General features: G+C 63.3%; 21 protein-coding genes. 11 read left to right on the top strand and 10 right to left on the bottom strand.

From position 1 onward, the window contains the following. On the bottom strand, window positions 1-2,165 hold a 2,165-nt coding region (rnr, locus tag KBT70_RS11725; RefSeq protein WP_296633319.1), incomplete at its 3' end, for a ribonuclease R. Between the two features lie 125 nt (window positions 2,166-2,290). On the opposite strand from rnr, the gene KBT70_RS11720 reads away from it, so the two are divergent. The 9 genes from KBT70_RS11720 (at window position 2,291) to hemF (ending at window position 8,535) form a co-directional block, all read left to right on the top strand. Further along, window positions 2,291-3,355 (top strand): FliG C-terminal domain-containing protein, encoded by a 1,065-nt coding sequence (locus KBT70_RS11720; RefSeq protein WP_296633316.1) that lies wholly within the window; start codon window positions 2,291-2,293, stop codon window positions 3,353-3,355. 40 nt (window positions 3,356-3,395) lie between these two features. Continuing rightward, window positions 3,396-3,734, top strand: a complete 339-nt coding sequence (locus KBT70_RS20745) for a ScnB-like protein (RefSeq protein ID WP_363270531.1) — start codon at window positions 3,396-3,398, stop codon at window positions 3,732-3,734. Further along, complete coding sequence (locus KBT70_RS20740) at window positions 3,727-4,005, top strand: SH3-like domain-containing protein (RefSeq protein WP_363270530.1); 279 nt, start codon at window positions 3,727-3,729, stop codon at window positions 4,003-4,005. Before KBT70_RS20745 ends, KBT70_RS20740 begins: the two co-directional genes overlap by 8 nt. Further along, window positions 3,995-4,651 (top strand): nitrile hydratase subunit alpha, encoded by a 657-nt coding sequence (gene nthA, locus KBT70_RS11710; protein ID WP_296633315.1) that lies wholly within the window; start codon window positions 3,995-3,997, stop codon window positions 4,649-4,651. The genes KBT70_RS20740 and nthA overlap by 11 nt, the downstream gene beginning before the upstream one ends. Before the next feature lie 13 nt (window positions 4,652-4,664). Next, window positions 4,665-5,339: an SOS response-associated peptidase gene (locus KBT70_RS11705; protein ID WP_296633313.1), complete on the top strand. Its 675-nt coding sequence runs from the start codon at window positions 4,665-4,667 to the stop codon at window positions 5,337-5,339. Between the two features lie 103 nt (window positions 5,340-5,442). Next, window positions 5,443-5,781, top strand: a complete 339-nt coding sequence (gene clpS, locus KBT70_RS11700; RefSeq protein WP_037274334.1) for an ATP-dependent Clp protease adapter ClpS — start codon at window positions 5,443-5,445, stop codon at window positions 5,779-5,781. Between the two features lies 1 nt (window position 5,782). Continuing rightward, window positions 5,783-6,775, top strand: a complete 993-nt coding sequence (locus KBT70_RS11695) for a methyltransferase (RefSeq protein WP_296633305.1) — start codon at window positions 5,783-5,785, stop codon at window positions 6,773-6,775. A gap of 40 nt (window positions 6,776-6,815) precedes the next feature. After that, window positions 6,816-7,616: an SDR family oxidoreductase gene (locus KBT70_RS11690; RefSeq protein ID WP_296633303.1), complete on the top strand. Its 801-nt coding sequence runs from the start codon at window positions 6,816-6,818 to the stop codon at window positions 7,614-7,616. 28 nt (window positions 7,617-7,644) lie between these two features. Then, window positions 7,645-8,535, top strand: a complete 891-nt coding sequence (gene hemF, locus KBT70_RS11685; protein WP_296633301.1) for an oxygen-dependent coproporphyrinogen oxidase — start codon at window positions 7,645-7,647, stop codon at window positions 8,533-8,535. Between the two features lie 7 nt (window positions 8,536-8,542). Here hemF and KBT70_RS11680 read toward each other — a convergent pair whose 3' ends face one another. The 4 genes from KBT70_RS11680 to KBT70_RS11665 all read right to left on the bottom strand — a co-directional run bounded on the left by KBT70_RS11680 (window position 8,543) and on the right by KBT70_RS11665 (window position 12,687). Beyond that, window positions 8,543-9,307 carry an IclR family transcriptional regulator gene (locus KBT70_RS11680; RefSeq protein WP_296633300.1) on the bottom strand — a complete coding sequence of 255 codons (765 nt, stop codon included), beginning with the start codon at window positions 9,305-9,307 and terminating at the stop codon, window positions 8,543-8,545. A 13-nt stretch (window positions 9,308-9,320) separates the two neighbouring features. After that, on the bottom strand, window positions 9,321-10,679 hold the full coding sequence (locus KBT70_RS11675) for a TRAP transporter large permease (protein WP_296633299.1): 1,359 nt from the start codon (window positions 10,677-10,679) through the stop codon (window positions 9,321-9,323). A 1-nt stretch (window position 10,680) separates the two neighbouring features. Continuing rightward, window positions 10,681-11,349, bottom strand: a complete 669-nt coding sequence (locus tag KBT70_RS11670; RefSeq protein WP_296633296.1) for a TRAP transporter small permease subunit — start codon at window positions 11,347-11,349, stop codon at window positions 10,681-10,683. Between the two features lie 102 nt (window positions 11,350-11,451). Beyond that, window positions 11,452-12,687: a TRAP transporter substrate-binding protein gene (locus KBT70_RS11665; RefSeq protein WP_296633293.1), complete on the bottom strand. Its 1,236-nt coding sequence runs from the start codon at window positions 12,685-12,687 to the stop codon at window positions 11,452-11,454. 114 nt (window positions 12,688-12,801) lie between these two features. Here KBT70_RS11665 and KBT70_RS11660 point away from each other — a divergent pair, with 114 nt between their 5' ends. Then, the gene (locus tag KBT70_RS11660; RefSeq protein WP_296633291.1) at window positions 12,802-14,415 is read left to right on the top strand and encodes a choline dehydrogenase; all 1,614 of its coding nucleotides are present in this window, start codon (window positions 12,802-12,804) and stop codon (window positions 14,413-14,415) included. A 47-nt stretch (window positions 14,416-14,462) separates the two neighbouring features. On the opposite strand, the gene KBT70_RS11655 is transcribed toward KBT70_RS11660, so the two are convergent. Together KBT70_RS11655 and KBT70_RS11650 are read right to left on the bottom strand one after the other, a co-directional pair. After that, window positions 14,463-17,567, bottom strand: coding sequence for an efflux RND transporter permease subunit (locus KBT70_RS11655; protein WP_296633287.1), 3,105 nt, complete (start codon window positions 17,565-17,567; stop codon window positions 14,463-14,465). A gap of 24 nt (window positions 17,568-17,591) precedes the next feature. Then, window positions 17,592-18,701 carry an efflux RND transporter periplasmic adaptor subunit gene (locus KBT70_RS11650; RefSeq protein ID WP_296633321.1) on the bottom strand — a complete coding sequence of 370 codons (1,110 nt, stop codon included), beginning with the start codon at window positions 18,699-18,701 and terminating at the stop codon, window positions 17,592-17,594. Between the two features lie 172 nt (window positions 18,702-18,873). Between KBT70_RS11650 and KBT70_RS11645 the strand changes: the two genes are divergently transcribed. Continuing rightward, the gene (locus tag KBT70_RS11645; RefSeq protein WP_296633285.1) at window positions 18,874-19,512 is read left to right on the top strand and encodes a TetR/AcrR family transcriptional regulator; all 639 of its coding nucleotides are present in this window, start codon (window positions 18,874-18,876) and stop codon (window positions 19,510-19,512) included. Here the strand turns inward: KBT70_RS11645 and ureG are convergent. The 3 genes from ureG to KBT70_RS11630 all read right to left on the bottom strand — a co-directional run. After that, a complete protein-coding gene (gene ureG / locus KBT70_RS11640; RefSeq protein WP_296633283.1) occupies window positions 19,509-20,171 on the bottom strand; it encodes an urease accessory protein UreG in 663 nt (220 codons plus the stop codon). The genes KBT70_RS11645 and ureG overlap by 4 nt on opposite strands. After that, window positions 20,168-20,800 carry an urease accessory UreF family protein gene (locus tag KBT70_RS11635; RefSeq protein WP_296633281.1) on the bottom strand — a complete coding sequence of 211 codons (633 nt, stop codon included), beginning with the start codon at window positions 20,798-20,800 and terminating at the stop codon, window positions 20,168-20,170. The genes ureG and KBT70_RS11635 overlap by 4 nt, the downstream gene beginning before the upstream one ends. Beyond that, on the bottom strand, window positions 20,800-21,154 hold a 355-nt coding region (locus KBT70_RS11630; protein WP_296633279.1), incomplete at its 5' end, for an urease accessory protein UreE. The genes KBT70_RS11635 and KBT70_RS11630, both read right to left, overlap by 1 nt.

Genomic DNA, 21,154 nt, shown 5'->3' with positions numbered 1-21,154 from the left:
GCGCGCGGACCCTTTGGCAAAGTCTCGCCATCAAGGCTCACGAGTTCCAGCGCGATGCCCCCTGTCACGGGCGCGGCCTCGGCCAGCTTGACCGTGACGCGCTGCCCCAGCCCGATCAAGAGGCCGGTATCGGACCCCATCAGCGTGCCCGCCTCTCGGTCAAAATGGAAATACTCGCGCCCCAGCGAGCGCACTGGGATCAGCCCATCGGCCCCGGTCTCGTCCAGTTTCACAAAGACGCCGAACTTGGCGATGCCGCTGATCCGTCCGGTGAATTCCTCGCCCAGCCGTTCTGATAGAAACGCCGCCAGATAGCGATCATTGGTGTCACGTTCCGCCATCATCGAGCGGCGCTCGGTGTCGGAGATATGCTGCGCCGTGGCCTCGAGCTGCGCTTCTTCCTCATGGCTCAGACCATCTTTGCCCCAGCCATGCGCCGAAATCAGCGCCCGATGGACCACAAGATCGGAATAGCGGCGAATGGGCGAAGTGAAATGCGCATAGGCCTGAAGAGCCAAGCCGAAATGCCCGAAATTCTGCGGCGCGTAATAGGCCTGCGTCATGGCGCGCAGGGTGGACATGTTGATGACCTCGGAATGGTCGGTATCGCGCGCGGCATGCAAAAGCGCGTTCAGATGCGCGGTTTTCAGCACCTGCCCCTTGGCCAGAACCATCCCCGCCGCAGCCGCCACGTCGCGCAAAGCGTCGAGCTTTTCGGGCGACGGTTCCTCGTGCACCCGAAAGAGCAGCGCCGAATTGCGCGCCACCAGCGTCTCGGCGGCGGCCACATTGGCCAGCACCATACATTCCTCGATCAGCCGGTGGGCATCCAGACGCTCGGTGAAATTCACCGACAGAACCTTGCCCGCGTCGCTCAACACCACCTTGCGCTCGGGCAGGTCGAGGTCGAGCGGTTGACGCCGCCGCCGCGCCTCTTCCAAGGCGGCATAGGCGGCATAGAGAGGCGCGATCACCTCATCCATCAGGGGCGCGCATGTGTCATCCGGCGCGCCATCCTGCGCCGATTGCACCTGTTGATAGGTCAGCGAGGCGGCAGAGCGCATAAGACCGCGCACAAAGCGATGCCCGATCTTGTCGCCCGTCGCTGTGATCTGCATCCGCACCGCGATACAGGCGCGCGGAACCCCCTCGTGCAGCGAACACAAATCACCCGACAGCCGGTCGGGCAGCATCGGCACCACCCGGTCGGGGAAATAGCTCGAATTGCCGCGCTTGCGCGCCTCGTGATCCAGCGCCGTGCCGGGGCGCACGTAATGCGCCACATCGGCAATCGCGACCCATATCACATGCCCGCCCTGGTTCTTGGGATCGTCATCGGCATGGGCCCAGACCGCATCGTCATGGTCGCGCGCATCCCATGGGTCGATCGTGATCAGCGGCATGTCACGCAGATCCTCGCGCCCCTTTAGGCCCGCAGGTTTCATCGCATCTGCCTCGGCGATCACCGCATCGGGAAAGGTATCGGGGATTCCGTGCTGGTGTATGGCAATCAGCGACACCGCCTTGGGTGCCGAAGGGTCGCCCAACCGGTCGAGCACCCGCGCCCGCGGCAGACCCATACGGCCCGCTGGTCCCGCCTGCTCCGCCTCGACCAGCTCACCATCCTGCGCGCCGCCGGTGGCGTCGGCAGCCACCTGCCATTCCTTGCCATCCCCCTTGTCGATGGGCAGGATACGCCCGCCCTCAGCCCCTTTGCGGAAAATCCCCAAGACCTTGCGCGGGTTGGTGCCGATGCGGCGGATCAGCCGCGCCTCGTAATGGTGGCTCTCGCCCTTGACCTCTTGCAGACGCGCCAGAATTCGGTCGCCTGCCCCCATCGCGGGGTCAGAGGCGCGCGGGATCAGCAGCACCACAGGCTCCACCCCCTCGCCCGTCCACTCCAACGGGCGCGCCAGCAATTCACCGTCCGAGGCTGGCCCCGTCACTTGCAGCACACTCACGGGAGGCAGACGATCCGGGTCGCGATAGGTCTTTTTGCGCTTTTCGAGATGGCCCTCGTCCTCCAGCTCCTTGAGCACGCGCTTGAGGTCGATCCGCGCAGCCCCCTTGATGCCAAAGGCCTTGGCGATATCGCGTTTCGCGGTGAGGGTCGGGTTGTCCGAAATCCATTGCAGGATTTCGATCTTGCTGGGCATCTGGCTCATGGTTTGGCCCTAGCACGAAGCGCGGGCGGCGTCATCCGGGAAACCGTCGAAATGCTGGGGCAAGTTTAGAGAATTCTTCACCCTTTCGCCGCTACTGTCGGACCAGACCCGCAGAGAGGCCCGCAATGAAAGCAACCACGCCCCTGGCCCGCATGGCCCCCGCGCCCCGTGGCGGGGCGGCGGCACATCTGACCCGCGCGCAAAAGGCCGCGATCATCGTCCGTTTTCTGATCAACGAGGGGGCGGACATTGCGTTGACCGACCTGCCGGAACCATTGCAGGCGCGCCTGACCACGCAAATGGGCTCCATGCGCTATGTGGACCGGGGCACGCTGGCCGATGTGGTCGCAGAATTCGCGCAGGAGTTGGAGGGTATGGGCCTGACCTTTCCGCGCGGGGTGGCGGGCGCGCTCAGCGCGCTCGATGGCCGGATCAGCCCGCAAACCGCCGCGCGCCTGCGCAAAGAGGCGGGCGTGCGCCAACAGGGCGATCCCTGGGATCAGGTGAAACAGGCAGGTGTTGCCGCGCTCATTCCCATTGTCGAGCGCGAGAGCACCGAGGTTGCGGCAGTTCTCTTGTCCAAGCTCGACGTGGCGCGCGCGGCGGACCTCTTGGGCAAATTGCCCGGCGAACTGGCGCGGCGGATCACCTATGCGGTGTCACAAACGGGCGCGGTCAGCCCCGAAGCGGTGGACCGGATCGGTCTGGCGCTCGCGGCGGAACTGCATGACATCCCCGAAACCGCCTTTGCCCAAGGCGCGGTCGAGCGTGTGGGCGCGATCCTCAACTTCTCGCCCGCCGCGACACGCGATGACGTGCTGACCGGGCTGGACGAAGCCGATCAGGAATTTGCAAACCTCGTGCGCCGCGCGATCTTTACCTTCGTGCATATTCCCGAGCGGGTGAAGCCCACGGATATTCCCCGTGTCACCCGCGAGGTGGATCAGGCGGTGCTGGTCACGGCGCTTGCCGGTGCTGCGTCGGGCGATCTGGCGCCGGTGGCCGAGTTCATCCTGAGCAACATGGGCAAGCGCATGGCCGAGGCAATGCGCGAGGAAATGCAGGAGCGCGGCCGCGTGCGCCTGCGCGATGCCGAAGAGGCGATGACCGCCGTGGTCAACGCCGTGCGCACCCTCGAAGCGGCGGGTGAAATTGCCTATGTCGCCCCTGAAGAAGACGAGAGCGCGTGACCACTGGACAAGCCGAACACGCCCCCCTAGGCTTCGCCTTATGAGTGATTGGGATGGACGCCGTTGGCATGACATGGGCGGACAGGCTGCCGGGCCTGTGCCGATGGAGGGGCATGATTTTGCCCTCTGGGAGAAACGCATCGACGCGCTGATGGTGCTCTGCGGGCAAAAGGGGCTCTTTACCGTCGATGGGCTGCGCCGCGCTCTCGAGGATATGGGCGAGGATGCCTTCGAGAAACACTCTTATTACGAACGCTGGATCGCCGCCGTGAACCAGAACCTGCTGGAATCCGGGGTCTATTCGCTGGAAGAACTGGCCGACCGGATGGAACAGGTTGCTGCGCGCGGCCCAACCTATGCCGAGGCGCAACATGGCTGAGCGGGTGCGGGTCAAGGCGCTCACGCCGCCGGGCCATGTGCGTGCACCGTGGTATCTGCGCGGCAAGGAAGGCGTGATCGAACGGCCCTTGGGGGCGTTTCGCAATCCCGAGCAATTGGCTTACGGCCTGCCTGCCGAGGAAAAGCCGCTCTTTCGCGTGCGCTTTTTGATGCGCGACATCTGGGGTGAGGCGGCCGAGAACCCCGACGACACGCTCGATGCCGAAATCTACGCGCATTGGCTCGAAAAGGTGGATCACCATGCCCCATGACCACCACGATCACGACCATTTCCACCATGAAGGGATGAGCCCCTCTGGCCACCCCTATCGCGCCGATAATGATGGCCCTCTGACCTATTGGCAGCGCATGGAAATCGCGGTGCGCGAATTGCTGGTGGAAAAGGGCCTGCTCACCCCTTCCGAAATTGCCGCGCAAATCGAGGCGATGGAGGCCCGCAGCCCCGCCAATGGTGCGGCCGTTGTGGCGCGCGCGTGGGTCGATCCCGCGTTCAAGGCGCGGCTTTTGGCCGATGCCTCTGCCGCGAGTCGCGAGATGGGGTTTGATATTGGCCCGCTCCACCTGATCGCGGTCGAGAATACCGCTCAGACCCATAATCTCATCGTGTGCACGCTCTGCTCCTGCTATCCCCGCAACCTCTTGGGTCTGCCGCCCGATTGGTACAAGACACGGGAATATCGCAGCCGCGCAGTGCGCGAACCGCGCGCGGTGCTGCGCGAATTTGGCCTCGATCTACCCGATGATGTGACTGTGCGCGTCCACGACAGCACCGCCGATATGCGTTATATCGTGCTGCCCTCCCGGCCCGAGGGCACCGAAGGTCTGGACGAGGCGGAATTGGCCATCCTTGTCACGCGCGATTCGATGATCGGCACCGGCCTGCCCCGTCAGCCCTGACTCGGCGACGGGCATGTGCGGGCGCTTTGTAATCACCCTGCCCAATGACGCGATGGCGCAACTCTTTGGCGCTGCCCCCGACAATGACCTGCCCCAGCCCCCCGATTACAACGTCTGTCCCACGGCGCGGATCGCCGCAGTTCGTCTGGGCGAGAGTGGCACGCGGCGGCTTACGGCAATTCGGTGGGGTTTCCTGCCCTCTTGGTACGACAGCCTGACCGCCGGACCGCTCTTGATCAATGCCCGCGCCGAGACCATCACCGACAAGCCCGCCTTTCGCGAGGCGGCGCGCGCGCGCCGTTGCCTGATCCCATGCGCGGGCTTTTACGAATGGACCCGCGACGGCGACAGCCGCCTGCCGTGGTTCATCCGGCGGCGGGATGGCGCACCGCTGGTCATGGCCGGGATCTGGCAAAGCTGGGTGCGCGGGGCCGAGCGGATCGACACCTGCGCGATTGTCACCTGTGCCGCCAATGACAGCATGGCACAGTTGCATCACCGCATGCCGGTGATTCTGGAACCGCAGGACTGGCCGCTCTGGCTGGGCGAGGCGGGCCATGGCGCGGCGCGGCTGATGCGCCCTGCACCCGAGGACTGCCTAGAGATGTGGCGCGTCGACCCGGCGGTCAATTCCAACCGTGCGCGCGGCGCGGACCTGATCGCGCCGACCCCCAACACGGCGGATTGAATGGCTTCTTTCACGGGGACCCTTTTCTAACCCCGGTCAAACGATATATAGACGTCATGAAACAGACCCTGTCACATGGCAATGATCCGATAGTGCGACTGAAATGATCCAGCATCCGATGACACTGACCGGGCCCAAGGAGGACGCGGGCGATCCCGCGGTGGTCGTTGCAACACGCCCCAAGACCAAGCGCCCGCCGCTTTACAAGGTTCTGCTGCTGAATGACGATTACACGCCGATGGAATTCGTCGTCGCCGTGCTCGAGCGGTTTTTCGGCATGTCGCATGCGCAGGCCTTTGAAATCATGCTGACCGTGCACAAAAAGGGGCTGGCGGTCGTGGGTGTCTTTAGCCACGAAATCGCCGAGACCAAGGTGGCGCAGGTGATGGATTTTGCGCGTCGTCACCAACATCCGCTGCAATGCACCATGGAAAAAGAATAGCTTGGCCCTTGCCACCCGCCTGACACTTGCCCTCGCCGATGGGGTTGCAACCCTGCCCGAGGCGGGACGTATTGCCGTGTTCACCCCGCGCGCCGGTGCAGACCTCTCGGCCTTGCCCATGGACCGCGTGCAGATCATCACACCGCTCAAGCCCGATCACGATCACTTTGCCGGTCTGGGATATGACTGCGCCGTTGCCCCCGAGGGGCGCTATGGGGCCGTCATCCTCTGCCTGCCACGTGCCAAGGCGCGGGCACGCGCGGCACTAGCAGAGGCCGCCGCTGTGACGGATGGTTTGATCGTCGTCGATGGTCTGAAAACCGATGGCATCGAATCGCTGCTGCGCGATTGCCGCCGCCGCGTGACGGTCAGCGCGCCACTGTCCAAGGCGCATGGCAAGATTTTCAGCTTTGCCGCAGGCCCGGAATTCGCCGATTGGGCCGCCACCGAACCGCAATCCATTGCAGACGGTTATGTGACGGCACCGGGTGTTTTCTCTGCCGATGCCGTAGATCCGGCGTCGCGTTTCCTGGCCGAGAGCCTGCCGCAGGCGCTTGGCGCGCATGTGGTCGATCTGGGCGCGGGCTGGGGCTATTTGAGTGCGCGGGCGCTGGAGCGCGCGGGCATTGCGCGGCTCGATCTGGTCGAGGCAGATCACGCCGCCCTCGTCTGTGCGCGGCAAAATGTGCCAGACCCGCGCGCGCGGTTTCACTGGGCCGATGCAACGGTCTGGCAGCCGGACGCGCGCGCCGACACCGTCATCATGAACCCGCCCTTTCACGAAAGCCGCAGCGCCGATCCGGATCTTGGCCGTGCCTTCATCCGTGCAGCGGCGGGCATGCTCAAACCCTCGGGCAGCCTCTGGATGGTCGCAAACCGCCACCTGCCCTATGAAACCACGCTCGCGCAATCCTTCACCTCGGTCAACGAGGTTACAGGCGATACGCGCTTCAAGATCCTCCACGCCAGCCGTCCGATGCGACAGGGCCGATAGCACCGCCCGTGCGCCATGGACCCAGCTTGAAAGGCCAGACATGTCCTTCTCCATCACCGGAAAAACCGCCATCGTCACCGGGGGCGCCAACGGCATCGGCCTCGCCATCGGGCGCCATTTCGCGGACAAGGGCGCCAACGTCGTCTTTGCCGATATGGACGAGGCGCGCCTGATCAAGGAATTGGGCGAGAATGACGACAGCAGCAACATCCGCTATTTCGCCGGGGACCTGCGGCAAAAGCTGACGCAGGCCAATCTCTTGTCAGCGACGATCGACGCTTTTGAACAGGTAGATATCCTCGTAAATGCCTGCCGTCAGATCGTGCCGTCGGATGCGCTCAACCCCGATGATGACGCGGTCGAGATGCTGCTGGAACAGAACCTACTGACCGCGCTGCGCATGAGCCAGCAGGTCGCGCGCCGGATGATCAAGCAATCCGAGGGCCAGACAGAGGGCAGCGCGGGCACCATCGTCAACCTCTCGTCCATCGCCGCGCGCTGCACCCATCCCGATCTCTTGGCTTATTCGGTGGCCTCTGCCGCCCTCGACCAGATGACGCGCAGTCTGGCTCTGGCACTGGCTCCGCACCGTATCCGCGTCAACGCGCTCGCCTTTGGATCGGTCATGAGCGCCTCTCTCAAGGAGACGCTGCGCGAGCATAGCGACTACCGCTCTGACATCGAATGTCACACACCCTTGGGGCGGATTGCCTCGGCGGCGGAACTGGCCGAGGCGGTGCATTATCTGGCGTGCGACGGGTCGGCCTTCATGACCGGGCAGATCATGACGGTGGATGGCGGGCGCACCCTGCTTGACCCCTGCGCAGCCCCGGCGCACTAATAGGCATCATGGCCCTAGGACAAGACGAATGACCGACGATTTTACCCAGCAGAAAACCCGCGCCGCCGCATGGTTCCGCCAGTTGCGCGACGACATCGTCGCCGCCTTCGAGGGGTTGGAGGACAATCACGCCACCGGCCCCATGTCGGACGCCGCGCCGGGACGGTTCGAGGTCAGCGATACGCGCCGCCACAGCGACGATGGATCGGACGCCGGCGGTGGGCTCATGAGCGTGCTGCGTGGGGGGCGGGTGTTTGAAAAGGTCGGCGTCAATGTGTCGGAGGTCTACGGCACCCTCGGCGACGCGGCACAGCGCGCGATGGCGGCGCGCGGCGTGCCGGGCATGGACAGCGACCCGCGCTTCTGGGCCTCTGGCATCAGCCTTGTGGCGCATATGCAGAACCCCCATTGCCCGGCGGTGCATATGAACACTCGCATGTTCTGGACCCCGCACGCCTGGTGGTTCGGTGGCGGCTCGGATCTCAATCCTTGCATCGAGTATCCTGAGGACACGGCGCATTTTCATGGCCAACAGCAGGCGCATCTTGATCCGCACGGGGCCGACCTCTATCCCAAGCTCAAGGCTTGGGCGGATGAGTATTTCTTTGTGCCACATCGCAACCGGGCGCGCGGCGTGGGCGGCATTTTCATGGATGACCGCAACACCGGCGACTGGGAGGCGGATTTTGCGCTGACGCAGGACATCGGCCGCGCCTTTCTGCCCGCCTATGTGCCGCTGGTGGAAAAGCGTCGGGTTCAGCCGTGGTCGGACGCGGACAAGGACACGCAACTCCAACATCGCGGCCTCTATGCCGAATACAACCTCGTCTATGACCGGGGCACCAAATTCGGGCTGGCCACGGGCCATGACGCAAACGCCGTGTTGATGAGCCTGCCGCCGCTCGCGAAATGGGTCTGAGCGCGGCTCAGGCGACCAGTTTCGACAGATCCGCCGCCGCCTCGCGCATTGCATCAAGGTAATCCAGTGCCCGCTCGATGCTGAAGCGCTGCGTGGGCGCATGAAAGGCCAGTGTCGCCATCAGCCGGTCGTTGACATCACGGATCGGCACGGCGAGCGCGATCATATCTTCCATGAACTCTTCGCGGTCGAGTGAATAGCCCTGTTCGCGCACACGCTGGATCTCTGCCAAGAGCGCGTCGGGATCGGTCAGGGTGTTGGGCGTGCGGGCCACAAGATCGGTGGCCGAGAGGTAGCGCACAAGATGGCTGCGCGCGAGCGTGCTGAGATACATCTTGCCGCTGGCGGTGCAATAGAACGGCACCCGCGTGCCGATAGGCAGTTGGATGCGCAGCGGCCATTGCGTCTCGACCCGTTCGAGATAGATCATCGCGTCCCGATCCGGCAGGGCGATGTTGCAGGTCTCGCCCACCTCTTGGCTCAGGCGCTGCAGGATCGCCTGACGCGCGGTGCGGATGCGCAGCGATGACAGAACCCCGCCCGCCATGGTGCGCAGGCGCGGCCCCGGTGCATAGCCGCGCCCATCGAGATCGCGTTGCAGGAACCCTTCTTCCTCAAGCGTGGCAAAGAGCCGGTGGATAGTTGGCTTGGGCAGCCCAATCTTGGCATTGATCTCGGTGGGCGTGACAGGCACCCCCACGCGCGCGATCTCTTCCAGCACGAGCAGAAGACGCAGATTGGTTGGGATCGTCCCTGCGTCTTCGCCATCCATGTTCAGCCCCTTCTCACCGTTGCGGAAGCAGCGCTGTCGAGAGGGCGGGCACAAGCGCCACAAGCACCCAGACCGACAAAAGCGCCACAAGATAGGGCACGGTGTAGCGCAAGAGTTTGAAATAGGGAACGCCCGTCACCCCAGAGGCCACATAGAGGTTGAGACCATAGGGTGGCGTGATGAACCCGATCGAGGCCCCGACAAGGAAGATCACCGCGAATTGCACTGGCTCGACCCCGACCGAATGGGCAATAGGGGCCAGAATGGGGGCGAGGATGATCGTCACCGGCAGGCTTTCCAGCACCATGCCGCAGACGAAAACAATCGCCATCGCGGTAAAGAGCACCGCGTAATAGCCGCCCATCGAGATCACAAAGTTGCCGATGGTTTCCTGCGCGCCCAGAACCGACAGGATTTGCTGCATCACCACCGAAACGGCGATGAGCGGGGCAAGAATACCCGTGATCTGCGCCGAACGCATGGTGATCGAGGGCAGTTCCAGCGGGCTGAAACCTTCGACCACCAGCATTTCCGAGATTTTCTTTTCGCTCACGTCGCGCCCCTTGGCGCCGCCCATCAGCTTGTAGAGCGGCAGGCTGAGAAAGCCCACGATGACGCAAAAACCCACGGTCACACCTGCCGCCTCGGTGGGCGAGAATTTGCCAGTGTAGATGCCCCAGAGCACGAGACCGATGGCAAAGAACCCCAACCATGCGCCGATGGCGGTCTTGAGAACTCGCAACGGGCTGAGCGGGATCAGGAACCCCCAGCCGTTGCGCCAGCAGATCAGGAAGGCGGCGAACATCATCGCCAGCACCATCAGCACGCCGGGGATGATGCCCGCGACAAACAGCTCGGAAATCGGCAAATTGAGCAAAAAGCCATAGACGATAAAGATGATCGAGGGCGGGATAATGATGCCCACGGTGCCGCCCGCCGCCGCCGTAGCTGCGGAGAAGCGCGCATCATAGCCGCCCTTGACCATCTCGGGATGCAGCATCGAGCCGATGGTCGCGGTGGTGGCCGAGTTGGAGCCGGAGATTGCCGCAAAGAGCCCGCAAGCGCCAAGTGCTGCCATGGCCAGCCCGCCGCGTATCCAGCCAAGGCAGGCATAGGCGAAATCGCTCAGACGCCGCGCAATTCCAGAGCGGTTGATGAGATCGCCGGTCAGGATGAAGAGCGGCATCGCCAGAAGGGCAAAGCCGTCGGTGAACACATCCCCGAGCGCGCCGCCGATATTCTGGAGCGGCATGCCAAGGACAAAGGAGACGCCGATCACCCAATAGCCGATGACCAGAAACACCGGCACTCCCAGCACGAAGAGGAACGTCACCCCGATGGAGATGGCGGTGATGAGGGTTGGGTCGTTCATATCAGTCGCCTCCGATCACGGCTTGGGTGATCAGGGTCTCACCACTGCGGAAATTGGCAATATCGGTCACGGCATTCTCGATCACCCGCGCCACCAGCGTCGTAAAGGCCAGAGGAACGGACAACAGGAACCACCATTGCATCACATTGTCGCTGCCCAGCATAATCTGGAAATTCGCGGCGGAATTGATGGCGACCTTGGTAGACGTGACGACCACGACCCAGGAAAAGCCCGTCCAGAGCAGCGCATCAAGCATCAGGCAGGCGATCTGCCCCGTCCGCGACATGGCGTTGCGGAACTCGGCAAAGGCGAGATGGGTGCGCAGCTTGACGTTATAGCTGCACCCGAAATAGGTCATGATGAGAAAGAGAAAGGGCGGCAGCGTGGTGGACCAAGGCACCTGTTGCGACAGCACGAAGCGGCGGAACACCTCGACAAAGATGATCCCGCCGATGGCCAGATAAGAGACGACCATGATCGTCTTTTCCAGATTGCGCTCTGCCCAAGGGCTGAGGCGGTAAAACAAAAGGATCATCAAGGACAGCGCCAGCATCGCGGCGAGCCCGAGCGGCCAAGCCGCCGGCTCGTTCATTGCCTGACTCAACATCCAGGAATCGCCTGCCACGAGGGCGCTCAGGATATCGCCTGTGCCCTGAAACCAGCCGGTCATGCCCATTCCTCCCTTTGGGTTGCCGTGTATCCGTGCCGCACGTCTCGGCGGCTTGGGGTCTCGGGCCGCGCAGGCTGCGCGACCCGATCAGAGCCTATCGCGTCAGGCTGACCGCCACCAGCGGCGCGGCTCGACATTCTCGGGCAGGGTGTCGACGGGAATTTCCCGCGCCACGTTGTAGATTTCCTGATAGGTGTCGATGCCATCGGCCCAACCATTGAGCCGCTCACGCCACTGTGCCCAAGGCTCTGGATTGAACTCGGGCGAGCACATTTCCTCGGCCATCTTGATCTGATCATCGGCAAGAAACGCGGGACGCACGCCGTTTTGGGCAAAGATGGTGCCGGGCAATTGCGGATCAGAAAAGCCCACGGTCTTGACCAGAGCCGCCTCATTCGCCGCCTGCACATGGACCTGTGCCAGATAGGCGGACTCCATGATCGCGTCCTGCAAATGCGCCTCCATCGCGTCGAACACCTTGGCCGACATCGAGGTGTGTTCGGTGCCACAGAAGAACTTGAGGTCGACCGACTGGCTGACAACGGGCGCCATATTGGCATAGGCCACAGCAGAGGCCCAGGTTTCGGCCCCGTCGATCAATCCCTGCTTGAGCCCATCAAGCGTTTCCTCCCACGCCACCGGCACCGGGTTCAGGTTGAGCAACTGCATGGCGATACGGCCCAATTGCGTGCCGGTCACGCGGTTCTTGGTGCCAAACAGCTCCTCGAGCTTGGTCACGGTGGGTTTGTCGGCAAAGGACTTACCCATCTGGAGACCGCGCAATTCGCAATGCGAGAACAGGAATTTGAGGCCATGCCGCTTTTCCAACGGCTCGCGCAGGATCTTTTGCGAGGCGGGGCTATAGAGGAAGTGATACTGCGCGGCGCGGCTGGGGAACATATAGGCATAGTCGAGCACGTTCAGATAGGGTGCGCCCCCGGCCGAGTTTTGCGTCGAGGCGGCATACATGTCGATCACGCCGGTCTGGGTCTTTTCCACACAGTTGAGCTGACCGCAGATCTGGTTGTCGCCGATGAATTCCACACGAATCTCGCCCTCGGTCCGCTCCTCCAGATCGCGGGCGAATTCCAGAACGCCGGCACGCTCGATCAAAAGGTTGCGCGCGTTAAAGCCTGACGCGCCCAGTTTCAGCGTGTGCTTGGGCTCTTTGCCAAAGCGCTTTTCATAGGTGCTCTCGGCGGCGCGCGCCAAGGACGGAAGCGAGACCGCCCCCGTCAGCGCCCCCGCACCCAATACCACGGATGACAGGCCGAACTGACCTGACAGACGGAACAGGTCCCGGCGGGAAATTCCGCTAAGGGCTTTCGATACTTTCATGGTCTCCTCCCTATTGTGCAATTTTGATACTTGCAGTCTCAATATTGATCGAATTATCCTTGATCTGGCAAGGAGATTTTTTCTTCGCGTCAAGATTGAGCAAGGAGGCCCGGAATGTCGGAGATTTCAGCGGATTACGTGATCGTCGGCGCGGGCTCTGCCGGATGTGTGCTGGCGAATCGCCTTTCAGCGAACCCCGCGATCAAGGTTGTTCTGCTCGAAGCAGGCGGGCGCGACTGGAACCCTTGGATTCATATTCCGGTGGGATATTTCAAGACGATGCACAATCCGGCGGTGGACTGGTGCTATCGCACAGAGCCCGATCCGGGGCTGAATGGCCGCGCGCTCGACTGGCCGCGCGGCAAGGTTTTGGGCGGCTCGTCCTCGCTCAACGGGTTGCTCTATGTGCGCGGCCAACCGCAAGATTACGACCGTTGGGCGCAGATGGGCAATCCGGGCTGGGGGTGGGAGGATGTGCTACCGCTCTTCAAACGCTCGGAACATCAGGAACGCGGGGCTGATGAATATCACGGCGATCAGGGCACGCTCAGTGTCTCGGACATGCGCCTCAAGCGTCCGATCTGTGACGCTTGGGTCGCGGCAGCGCAAGAGGCGGGTTATCCGTTCAACCCCGATTACAACGGGGCCACGCAAGAAGGCGTGGGGTATTTCCAACTGACCACGCGCAATGGGCGGCGGTGCTCTGCGGCTGTGGCCTTTCTGAATCCGGCGCGCAAACGGCCGAACCTGACCATTATCACCCATGCGCAGGCCAGCCACATCATCCTAGAGGGGCGGCGCGCGACCGGGGTGGCCTACCGCGACCGGGCAGGCTTCGACCAAGTGGTCAGGGCGGGTCGCGAGGTGATCCTGTCCTCTGGCGCCATCGGCTCGCCCCAACTTTTGATGCTGTCGGGCATTGGCGAGGCGGCACATTTGCAAGAACACGGCATCGAGGTGCGTCACGACTTGCGCGCCGTGGGCCGCCACATGCAGGACCATCTGCAGGCGCGACTGGTGTTCAAATGCCATGAGCCCACGATGAATGACGAGGTGCGCAGCCTGATCAATCAGGCGCGGATCGCGCTGAAATACGCGCTGTCTCGCTCTGGACCCATGGCTATGGCCGCAAGCCTTGCCACCGGTTTCATGCGCACGGGCGACCATGTCGAGACGCCCGATGTCCAGTTCCACGTGCAACCCTGGTCCGCCGACAGCCCCGGCGAGGGCGTGCATCGCTTTTCGGCGTTTACCATGTCGGTCTGTCAATTGCGCCCCGAAAGCCGGGGGGAAATCCGGCTCGCCTCAGCCGATCCGCGGCGCTATCCTAGGATCATCCCCAATTACCTCTCGACCGAGACCGATTGCCGGACCATCGTCGAGGGGATCAAGATCGCCCGCCGCATCGCCCGCTGCGCGCCGCTCACCTCCAAGATTTCCGAAGAGTTCCGACCCGACCGCACACTCGATCTGGAGGATTACGAAGGCACGCTCGACTGGGCGCGGCGCTATTCGACGACGATCTATCACCCCACCGGGACCTGCAAGATGGGACAGGGGCCAGAAACGGTGGTCGATGCCCGGCTAAGGGTGCATGGCATCGCCGGGCTGCGCGTGGCCGATTGCTCGATCATGCCCGAGATTGTGTCGGGCAACACCAACGCCCCTGCCATCATGATTGGCGAGAAAGCCTCGGACATGATCCTCGAGGATTACGCGGCGGGCTAAGCGCGGCTCGGCCCGCTCTGGTCGGATATTCCCTATTGTCCAAAGGGTCACTCCTTGGCGCGTTTGCCGCCAAAGAGACGCGTGACAATGACAAAGAAGAGCGGCACGAACACCACGCCCAGCACCGTGCCCGAAATCGTGCCGCTCAACACCCCAGACCCGATGGCATTGCGCCCGCCAGACCCCGCGCCGGAGCTGAGCACCAGCGGCAGAACGCCCAAGGAAAACGCCATCGAGGTCATGATGATCGGGCGGAACCGCTGGCGCGCGGCCTCGGTCACGGCCTCGAGAATACTCTCCCCCGCCTCATAGCGTTCTCGGGCGAATTCCACGATCAGGATCGCGTTCTTGCCGGTCAGGCCCACCACCGTCAAGAGACCCACCTGAAAGAACACGCCATTCTCAAACCCGCCAATCCACGCGCCGGTCAATGCCCCGACGATGCCGATGGGCATGGCCAGCATGACCGCAAAGGGGATCGACCAACTCTCGTACAGGGCCGCCAGCGACAGGAACACGGCCGCCAAGGACAGCGCATAGAGCAGCGGTGCCTGATTGCCCGACTCGCGCTCTTCCAGCGACAGCCCGGTCCAGGCCAGCTCATAGCCTTGGCCCAGTTGCGCCACCAGACGCTCCATCTCGGCCATCGCCTCGCCGGTCGAGACACCGGGCGCGGGCGTGCCCTGCAGCTGCACAGACGGGATGCCGTTGTAGCGGTAAAGCCCCTGCGCGCCGTAATCCCACTGGCCTTCTGCGAAATTCGAGAACGGCACCAGCCCGCCACTGGCATTGCGCACCCGCCATTTCTCGATATCGGTGGGTTGCGCGCGCGCATCCGCTTCGCCCTGAACATAGACCCGCTTGATCCGGCCTTGATCGAGAAAGTCGTTCACATAGCTGCCTGCCCAGGCAATCTGGAGAAGCTCGCCCACATCCGTGGGTGTCAACCCCATCGCCCCCGCCTTGCGCCAGTCGATATCAAGGTTGAACTGTGCCGCATCCTCGAGCCCGTTGGGCCGGGCCGAGGCAATAAGCTCGCTTTGCGCCGCCATACCCAGCAATTGATTGCGCGCCGCCATCAGATCGGCGTGGCTCTGCCCGGCACGCGCTTGCAGGTAGAAATCAAAGCCCGAGACGTTGCCCAATTCGATCACCGAAGGCGGCACGACCGGAAAGACCATCGCATCGCGGATCTGGCTGAAGGCCCCAAAGGCGCGGCCCGCCAAGGCCTGCACGCTCTGCCCCGGCTCGGTCCGCTCTTCCCAATCCTTGAGCTGGACAAAGGCCAGACCCATGTTCTGCCCATTGCCCGAAAAGCTAAAGCCGACGACGCCGAACATGGAATTCACCACATCGGTTTCCTGCGTGAGGTAATAATCCTCGACCTGCTTGACCACCTCGAGCGTGCGCTCGGCGCTCGATCCGGTCGGGGTCTGGATGAGGGTAAAGAGAATACCCTGATCCTCTTCCGGCAGGAACCCGGTGGGCGTGCGCAAGAACATCAGCGCCATGCCCAATGCAAGCGCCAGATAGACCACGAACACCCGCACCGGGCGGCGCACCGACCAACCCACCGTGCCGCCATAGCCGTTGGTCAACTTGCCAAAACCGGTGTTGAACCATGCAAACGGCCCACGCGCCGCACCATGCCCCTTGGCCTTGAGCAAGGACGCGCAGAGTGCCGGCGTCAGCGTAATCGCCACCACCACCGACAGCGCCATGGCAGAGACAATGGTGATTGCGAACTGCTGATAGATCACGCCGGTGGAGCCGGGAAAGAACGCCATCGGCACGAACACCGCCGAGAGCACCATCGCGATACCCACGAGTGCGCCGGTGATCTGGCCCATGGATTTATGCGTGGCCTCACGGGGCCCGAGCCCCTCTTCTTCCATGATCCGTTCGACGTTTTCCACGACGACAATCGCATCATCGACCAAGAGGCCGATTGCCAGAACCATCGCCAGCATCGTCAGCGTGTTGATCGAGAACCCCGCCGCCGCAAGCACCCCGAAGGTGCCCAACAGGACCACCGGCACCGCTAGCGTCGGAATGAGCGTGGCGCGCAGGTTCTGCAGGAAGAGGAGCATCACCAGAAACACAAGGCCAATTGCCTCGAACAGGGTCTTGACCACCTCCTTGATCGAAATCTCGACAAAAGGCGTGGTGTCATAGGGGATCACGTAATCCACGCCTTCGGGAAAGAAGCGGGCAAATTCGACCATCCGATCCTTGATCGCGCGCGCGGTGTCGAGCGCATTTGCCCCCGGTGCCAGTGTGATCGCCATGCCCGCCGCCGGGTCAGTGTTGAACCGCGCCGTGGTGGCATAGTTTTCCGCGCCGATTTCGACCCGTGCGACATCGTCGAGCAGCACCAGACCGCCATCGGTCTCGGCGCGCAGCACGATCTGCTGGAAATCTTCGGGCGAGCTCAGCAGCGATTGCGCGGTGATCGTGGCGTTGAGTTGCTGGCCTTCTACGGTGGGGCGAGCCCCAAAGGACCCCGCCGAAATCTGCGCATTCTGCGCCGAAACCGCCGCCACCACATCCGACGGCGTGAGGCCGAACCCCGCCAGCTTGGACGGATCGAGCCAGATCCGCATCGCATATTGCGCACCAAAGACATTGACCGATCCGACACCTTCAATCCGGCTCAGCTCGTCCACAAGGTTCGTGACCATGTAATCCGACAGGTCCACCTGTTCCAGCGTGCCATCGGTCGAGATCATGCCCACCACCATCAGGAACCCGGCCGAGGATTTCTCGACGGTGATCCCCTGCCGTTGCACGATCTCGGGCAAGAGCGGCGTTGCTTGTCCTAGTTTATTCTGCACCTGTACCTGCGCGATGTCGGCATCGGTGCCGGTCTCGAAGGTCAGCGTGACCTCTGCACTGCCGGCCGACGTCGAGCGCGACGAGAAGTAGCGCAAGCCGTCCAGCCCTGTCATCTGCTGTTCGATCACCTGCGTCACCGTATTGGCCACCGTGTCGGCCGAAGCACCGGGATAGGTGGCCGTCACCGTGACAGAGGGCGGCGCGATCTGCGGATATTGCGCCACCGGCAGGATCAGGATGGCTAGCACCCCGACCCCCATGATGAGGATCGAAATGACCCAAGCGAACACCGGGCGGTCGATAAAGAAGCTAGCCATGCGGAATATCCTCTGCCCGGTCGGTTACTGTTGCGGCGCGTCAGCGCGCTCTTCGGGCGTGACCGTGGCGCCTGGGGCGGTTTTCTGGAACCCCGCCACCATCACGCGATCACCGGGGTTCACCCCCTCATCCACCACCCAAGAATTGCCCCGGTCCTGAATGACGTTCAGCGCGCGTTCTTCGATCACACCGTCGCTATTGACGACCCAGGCCATGGGCCGCCCGCGACGGTCGCGGACCACACCCTCTTGCGGCACGAGGTAAACATCACGGGCGACCTCGACCGGCATTTCCACCTGCACATACATGCCCGGCAAGAGCAGAAGATCGGGATTGTCGAACTGCATCCGCAGCGTGACAACCCCAGTTTGCGGGTTCACATTTGGTTCCGCCGCCTTCAGCTCTCCGGTTTCGCTGTAATCCGAGCCATCCGCCAGCTTGAGCCGCACCGTCGCGTCTGCGCCTGCAAGGTCGCGCTCGGTCTCGCCGCGCCGCCACCGCAGCAGGTCTGCGGCGGATTGCGTCACATCGACGTAAACCGGGTTGATGTTGCGGATCACGGTCAGGGGCTGCGCTTGACTTGCGGTCACAAGTGCGCCCTGCGATGTCAGCGACAGACCAATCCGCCCCGAAAGCCGCGCGCGGATGGTGGTGCGCGACAGTTCGATTTCAGCGGAATTGAGCTGCGCTTCAGCCAGTTCCAGCCCTGCCGCTGCGGCATCGCGGGTCGATGTTGCCTCGTCCAGCGCCTGTTCGCTTGCCACGTTCCGGGATTGCAATTCCACCAGACGCTGCGCCTCGCGCTCTGCAGAGCGCAACTGTGCTTCGGCCTGCGCCACACCGGCACGCGCCTGCCGCACGGCGGCCTCATAGGTGGCCTTGTCGATTTGATAGAGCGGATCGCCCATCGTCACATCCGCGCCCTCTTCAAACAGGCGCTCGGTGATGATGCCGTTGACCTGCGGGCGCACCTCCGCCTCAGCCGAGGCCGCCACCCGCCCCGGCAAGAGCGAGGTCAGCGTCACATCCTGCGGCGTGAGCGTCACGACGGTAACAGGCGTGGGTCCCTGCCCGTCTTGGGCCATGGCAAACCCCGGCACGAGACCGGCACAGAGTGCGAGCACACGGATCATTCTGGGAAACGCAGCCATCAGGGGCCCTTTCACGATATGGATTGGCAGAAGAGCGTCCGGTCGGATATAAAACGCCTGAGTTTTATAAATATGACAATCGGGAAAATGGCAACAGCACACGGCCACGCGCACAACCGATGTGCGAAAATAAGGCCATGGGGACTAGGATAGCATGCAGCACGACCAAGCCCAGAGCAAAATACGTCGTGGGCGCCCCGTTACGCGCAGTTGCGAAGACAGGCGCGAGGCCATATTTGCGGCGCTTGAGGCGGTGCATGCCGATTGCGGGCTGGACGGGGCCACGATGGAGGCGATCGCCGCACAGGCGGGCATGTCCAAGCGGACGCTCTACACCGCCTTTTCCAGCCGCAGCGCGCTCTTTCGGGCCTATATCGACAAGGTGGCCAACGGGTTCATCCGCCCTCTGCCCGACGGCGACACCGCCCTTCCCATCGCCGAGCGGTTGGAGCGCGTGCTGTCGCAAGGCCGTCATCAGGGCTATGGCCTGCCGCTCGAAATCCTGCGCGCCTTTGTGGCGCAGGTGCCGCACGCACCGGACATCGGCCGCGATCTGGTCCAGACCCTGATGCGGCGCGATATGTCCATCCTCAAGGTCGAGTTGGATCGCGGTCTCGGGCGGGGTGAAATCACGGTCGCGGACACGACCGATGCGGCGCTCTTGTTGCTCGACATGGTGCGCCCCTGGCCGCTCGAATCCCTGCTCGATCCCGGCTGCCTTGCCACGTCCGAAGGTCTTGCCGCACGGCAGAAACTGGCGATCCGGGTGTTTCTGAACGGTCTGAAACTTTAGCCGACCTGCTCACCTTCTGCCCTGACACGCAGCGACTGCACCTGCAATCCCCCCTCTTGCACAATGAAATCGACCACAGCGGCAATACCCACGCCCCGCCGCAATTGCGCCAGCACATAGGGTCTGCCTGCGCGCGCGCGGACCGTATCCGCCTCCAGACGCGCCAGATCAACGCCGACATAAGGCGCCAGATCGGTCTTGTTCACCACCAGAAGGTCGGATTTCGTCACGCCCGGTCCGCGTTTGCGCGGGATGTCCTGTCCGGCGGCGGTGTCGATCACATAGATAGTGATATCCGCCAATTCCGGGCTGAACGTGGCGGCAAGGTTGTCACCGCCCGATTCAATCAGGATCAGGTCGAGATCGGGAAAGGCGGCGATCAGGTCATCCACCGCCGCCAGATTGATCGAAGCATCCTCGCGGATGGCTGTATGCGGGCAGCCGCCGGTTTCCACACCCCGGATACGATCCGCAGGCAGCACCTGTGCACGCATCAGATACTCGGCATCCTCGCGGGTGTAGATGTCATTGGTGATGACCGCCATCGAGCAGCGCTGCGCCAGTGCGCGCGCCAGCATTTCGGTCAGCGTCGTCTTGCCCGCGCCCACCGGGCCGCCAATCCCCACGCGCAGCGGGCCATTCATGCTTTTGCCTGTCATGTGCGGAATATCCTTACGTCCATGGTTTCGTGGCGCAGCGCCCCAAGATCGCCCGCCAGCGCGCAGGTGCCGATTTCGTCCAGCGTGGCCTGCGCGGCGCGCTCTGCCAGCGCATGTAGCCCCGGCAAGAGCCGCCCCAGCACCACCTGCCCCTCGGTCTGACCGAGCGGCACATGCCGAATGGCGATGGTCACGAGGTTGCTGGCAAAGCCCTGCAGATAGAGCGCGATCGCATCCCTCTTGGGCAGGTCCAACCCCGCCGCCGCCGCGCCCACAGCCACCGGCAAGAGGCGCGCGGGCAGGTCAAGGCCGGTCATGCCCGCCACGCACCGCGCCAGCGCGGCCCCCTGCTCTCGGCTTTCCCGCAAGCGTTCCGCGCAGGGTTGCAGCGCGCGCGCCAAGTCATCGAGCGCATCGCACTCCCCCTCCAGCGCATGTGCCAGCAGCACCGCATCCTGCCAGCCCGCGCCAAAGCGCAGGATGTTTCCAAGCCATTTCTCAAGACTGGCGGCATCATGCACCACGCCCGATGCAATCTCGGCCTCGAGCCCGTGCGAATAGGCAAACGCCCCAGTCGGAAAGGCGGGCGAGAGCCAATGGACAAGCGTGAGATGGGCAGGGGTGAGCATCAGCTGTGCGCGTGCGGGGTATGCGCGTGGTGATGCCCTCCATGGTCATGCGCCCCGTGATCATGCCCCATGGTGCGGCCCTTGCCATAGGCTCCGCCTTCGGGACGGAAGGGACCGGTGACAGGCGTCAAACCTGCCCCCAGTTGCGCCAGCATCGCCTCGATCACATGGTCGCGCCGGATCGTCAGATGATCCGCGCCGATCTGACAGGGCGTGTGACGGTTGCCGATATGCCAAGCCAATCGCGCCAGATCGCCGCGCACCTCGATGAGGTCCTCTGGGGCCGCCTCGACGCCCACCGCGCGCCCATCGTCGAGCGCAAAGCCCCAGTGATCGTCCAAGTTCGTCACCTCC

It is taken from the genome of Roseovarius sp. (genome assembly GCF_018066915.1).
GTDB lineage: Bacteria > Pseudomonadota > Alphaproteobacteria > Rhodobacterales > Rhodobacteraceae > Roseovarius.
Note: the sequence above shows the minus strand (reverse complement) of the source record. Positions and strands in the feature narration are given on the sequence as shown.